The sequence below is a fragment of the Flavobacterium sp. genome (assembly GCF_035760125.1).
Lineage (GTDB): Bacteria > Bacteroidota > Bacteroidia > Flavobacteriales > Flavobacteriaceae > Flavobacterium.
In genome coordinates, this window is the sequence record NZ_DASTTN010000141.1 from 1 (window position 1) to 4,629 (window position 4,629).

General features: G+C 35.1%; 2 protein-coding genes and 1 pseudogene. 2 read left to right on the forward strand and 1 reads right to left on the reverse strand.

The genetic code is table 11. The annotated features are described in order from the left end of the window. Positions 1–1,037, reverse strand: a pseudogene (locus VFS71_RS05555) (hypothetical protein); the annotation flags it as partial. 492 nt (positions 1,038–1,529) lie between these two features. On the opposite strand from VFS71_RS05555, the gene VFS71_RS05560 reads away from it, so the two are divergent. Together VFS71_RS05560 and VFS71_RS05565 are read left to right on the forward strand one after the other, a co-directional pair. Further along, positions 1,530–3,116: a S8 family peptidase gene (locus tag VFS71_RS05560; protein ID WP_326399874.1), complete on the forward strand. Its 1,587-nt coding sequence runs from the start codon at positions 1,530–1,532 to the stop codon at positions 3,114–3,116. Between the two features lie 62 nt (positions 3,117–3,178). Beyond that, the coding region (locus VFS71_RS05565; RefSeq protein ID WP_326399875.1) for a M1 family metallopeptidase at positions 3,179–4,629 on the forward strand (1,451 nt) is incomplete at its 3' end.

The following is a 4,629-nucleotide window of genomic DNA, read 5'->3' on the forward strand; positions in this document are numbered from 1 at the left end:
TGAATTCCTGTCAAATCTGAAATTGAACTTGATGAAACATTCAATGAAGTGAGTTTGTCCACGTTTGCCGTCAACACTTTTCCATCAGCAACCCCCGAGTCGATACCAAGTGCAATTAATTTGTTTTCAAAATTGACATCAGGTATTAATGTATAAAGATTATTAATTGTTACATCAACTGCTGTTCTTGTGCTTTCACATCCATTGATTGTTTGTGAAGCATAATATGTACCTGTTTGCAGAGTAGTCGATAAATCTAAAGGAATTCCTCCGGTAACGACATTGTACCATTTAATATCTGATCCGGAAGCTAGTAAATTGGCAACTGTAGAGGTATTATTTAAATTCTGCGCAGTTGCAGTTGGTAGTGGTGTATTAATGGAAGCAAGAACTACAGTAGTCATAAATAAACAGCCATTGGTGTCTCTTACAGTTACTTGATAATTTCCAGCAGGAATGTTCTCAAATACATTAGAAGCTTGGTAAATAACAGCAGAGGGGGAAACTGAATATTGATAACTTGGCGTTCCTCCAGTTGCGGTAACATTTATACTCCCATTGCTATGACAGTCTATATTAGTGGCGGTTACCGTACAAAAAAGAGATGTGGGCTGTGTAATAGTAACAGTTAGGATGATTGATGACGAAGCAGCATCAGTTACTGTGCAAGAATAATTTCCAGGGGCCAATCCTGTAATAGTAGCTGTTGTTTTACCATTAGACCAAAGATAGGTATACGGAGCGGTACCTCCCGATGGTGATACTGTGGCCGAGCCATCTGCCATACCATTACACCTTATTTGTTGTATGGTATAAGTTGCAATCAGTGCTCCAGAATCATCTAATAGCGTTGAAACATTTTTGTCGGTATTTATTTCATCCCCAAATTCACCTACCGAATTTCCACTCCAAACCGATAAAGTTCCATCTGTTTCCACTCCAACAGCGTGATTATATTCGTCAGCAACAGTTTTGAAGCAATTCGCATTTATCTGAAATCCTGAAAATATTAAAAATAAGAGTAAAGTTTTTTTCATGTAATAACAATTTGGGATGTTTAATACTATATTTTTTAGTATTATGCAATAATACAATTAATATTACTTTTACAGTAATTTGCTGTTAAATAAATTGTGAAATTTTGAAGTTTATTGATATTTATATGCGGCTTATTAAGATTTTTTTGTTATTTGATTTGAGTAAATTAAAGAATCTAAAATCAGCAAAATAAGTAATTTTGTTTTCATAGATAAGGCTGTATAAGTGTATAAAATATAGTTTATTTTCTTATAGTATTTTCTCTAGATATCTTATCAATTCTGTTTTTATAATAAAATTCTTTTTTGGGGATGTTTAATCATAAAAAACCGTTAATGATTGATTAATATCTAAATTACTTCCACTATTTTTGGAATTGATTAGTAAAAATTGAAAGTATCTACGATATGAAATCGATAAGATTCTAAAAAGTAAAAGGACTGAAGAATAGTGATGCTTTGTTCCAATAAAAAAACAAATATTATCTACACATGAAAAAAATAAATTTAACGTCATTAACATTACTTGCGGCTTTGTCTTTATGCCTTTCGGCAAGTGCACAAACAGCAACAAAATCAATTGATTATGTTGGTAAAAAAGGAAAGTTGAGCGAACCTGAATTGCAAAGATGGTCGCATCTGGATTTGGCTAAAGACAGCATTCCAGGTATGAGTGTGGATAAAGCGTATGCCGAATTACTTAAAGGTAAAAAAGGAGCCAAAGTGATTGTTGCCGTTGTAGATTCGGGTGTAGATATTGAACACGAAGATTTGAAAGCGGTAATTTGGACCAATAAGAAAGAGATTGCCGGAAACGGAATTGATGACGATAAAAACGGTTATATCGATGATATTCACGGTTGGAATTTTCTAGGGAATGATTTACATGAAACTCTAGAAATGACCCGTATCATAAAAAAGGGTGATGATGGATCGGCGACTTACAAAAGCGCATTGGCAGCTTATGAAGAAAGATACAATAAGGCGATGAAAGAAAAACAGCAAATGGATTTCTTGATTGCTACCGATAAGGCGATTCAAAAGCATTTGAATAAAGAAAACTATACAGTTGAAGATTTGAACGGAATCGTTACTACAGATCCAGATTTGAGCAAAAGTAAAATGATCATGACCCGTATTTTGACTAATGCAGGGCCAACTTTCAGAGCTGAAATTGAAGAATACACAAAATACGTTTATGATCAATTGAACTATAACTTGAACAAAGAGTTAGATGGTCGAAAAGTGGTAGGCGATAATCCAGAAGATATTAAAGACAGCAAATACGGGAATAATATCGTTTATGGTCCAGACAAGGAAGAAGCCCTTCACGGAACTCATGTTTCCGGAATTATTGCACAAGTAAGAGGTAATAATATTGGAGGTGATGGAATTGCCGATAATGTAGAAATTATGGCCGTTAGAGCTGTACCAGATGGAGATGAATATGACAAAGATATTGCATTGGCAATTCGTTACGCTGTAGATAATGGAGCCAAAGTAATCAATGGAAGTTTTGGAAAAAGTTATTCTCCACACAAACAATGGATTTTTGACGCTATAAAATATGCTGAAAAGAAAGATGTGTTATTTGTTCATGCCTCTGGAAATGATGGGAATAATATTGACTTGACCGAAAATATTAACTTTCCAAATGATTCCGAAGACAATAAAAAAGAATTTGCTTCCAATGTATTGACTGTTGGAGCTTTGGATAATAAATATGGACAAAATGTAATTGCAGATTTTTCAAATTATGGGACTTTAAATGTAGATGTTTATGCTCCTGGAACAGAAATTTATGCAACAGTTCCAAATGGCAAATACAAATACGAACAAGGAACTTCTATGGCTTCACCAAATGCTGCCGGAGTGGCTGCTTTGATTCGTTCGTATTACCCAAAATTATCTGCCAAACAAGTGAAACAAATTTTGATGGATTCTGGAACTCCACTTCCTGCTAATGTACTTTTGGGAGAAAAGCAAGAGCCAAAAACAGCTGTTGATTCATCAAAATCTGGTAAAATGGTTAATGCTTACAATGCATTATTGATGGCAGAAAAAATGTCTAAAAAATAATTTAACTACTATTAATCCAATGGAAGAGTCCTAGACTCTTCCATTTTTTTATTTTAAATACTATGCGCAAACTCTTTCTATTTGCTTTTTTTTCAGTAAGTCTGGGTAATTTATTTGCCCAAAAAGCGGGTTACTGGCAACAACAGGTTGATTACAAAATGGACGTCACTATGGATGTCAAAAACTATCAGTATAAAGGAAAACAAGAATTGGTTTATACCAATAATTCTTCAGATACCTTGACGAAAGTGTATTATCATTTATATACAAACGCTTTTCAACCGGGAAGCGAAATGGATGCCAGACTACAATCTATCAAGGATCCAGATGGTCGTATGGTAACCAAAATAAAAGTGGATGGCAAAGACGTAAAAGAAAGCAGAATCAAAAGCCTTAAGCCGAATGAAATTGGGTATTTGAAAATTTCCAATTTCAAACAGGACGGGGTTACGGCTATTGCCAAAGAAGTGGGAACAATTTTGGAAGTGACTTTGGCGAAACCAATTTTACCAAATTCAAAAACAACTTTCACACTGGATTTTGATGGTCAAGTTCCTGTACAAATCCGTCGTACTGGACGAAATAGTGTGGAAGGTATCGAATTGTCGATGGCACAATGGTATCCAAAAATGGCTGAGTTTGATTTTGAAGGTTGGCATGCCGATCCATATATCGCCAGAGAATTTCATGGTGTTTGGGGAAATTTTGATGTGAACATCACAATCGATAAAGATTATACTTTGGGAGGTTCCGGTTATTTGCAAAATCCTAACGAAATAGGTCATGGTTATCAAGATGCAGGAGTTACTGTAGTTTATCCAAAAAAAGCAAAAACGTTGACTTGGCATTTTATAGCTCCAATGGTACATGATTTCACTTGGGCTGCCGATAAAAATTACCAACACGATATAGTAAAAGGGCCAAACAATGTCGATTTGCATTTTCTTTATAAAAACACGCCAGAGGTTGCTGATAACTGGAAAAAACTAGAGCCTTTGATGGTAAAGGTGATGGATTATTACAATAAAACCGTTGGGAATTACCCATATAAGCAATACTCGTTTATACAAGGAGGTGATGGCGGAATGGAATATGCCATGTGTACTTTGATGTTGGGTAATGGAAAACTAGAGGGACTTTTAGGTACCGCAACACACGAAATGGGACACTCTTGGTTTCAACATATTTTAGCATCCAACGAATCTAAACACCCTTGGATGGACGAAGGTTTTACGACTTATATTGAAGACTCGGCTCTGAATGAATTGAAAGATAAAAAAGAAGAAAACCCATTCAAAGGGAACTATGCTGCTTACTATAAATTAGTAGAATCAGGAAAAGAGCAACCGCTGTCCACTCACGGAGATCGTTATGATGAAAATCGTTCGTATAGTATTGCGTCTTATGTAAAAGGAAGTATATTCCTGTCACAATTGGTTTATGTGATTGGACAAGATAATTTGGACAAAACCTTGAAAAAATACTACCAAGATTTCAAATTTAAGCACCCATC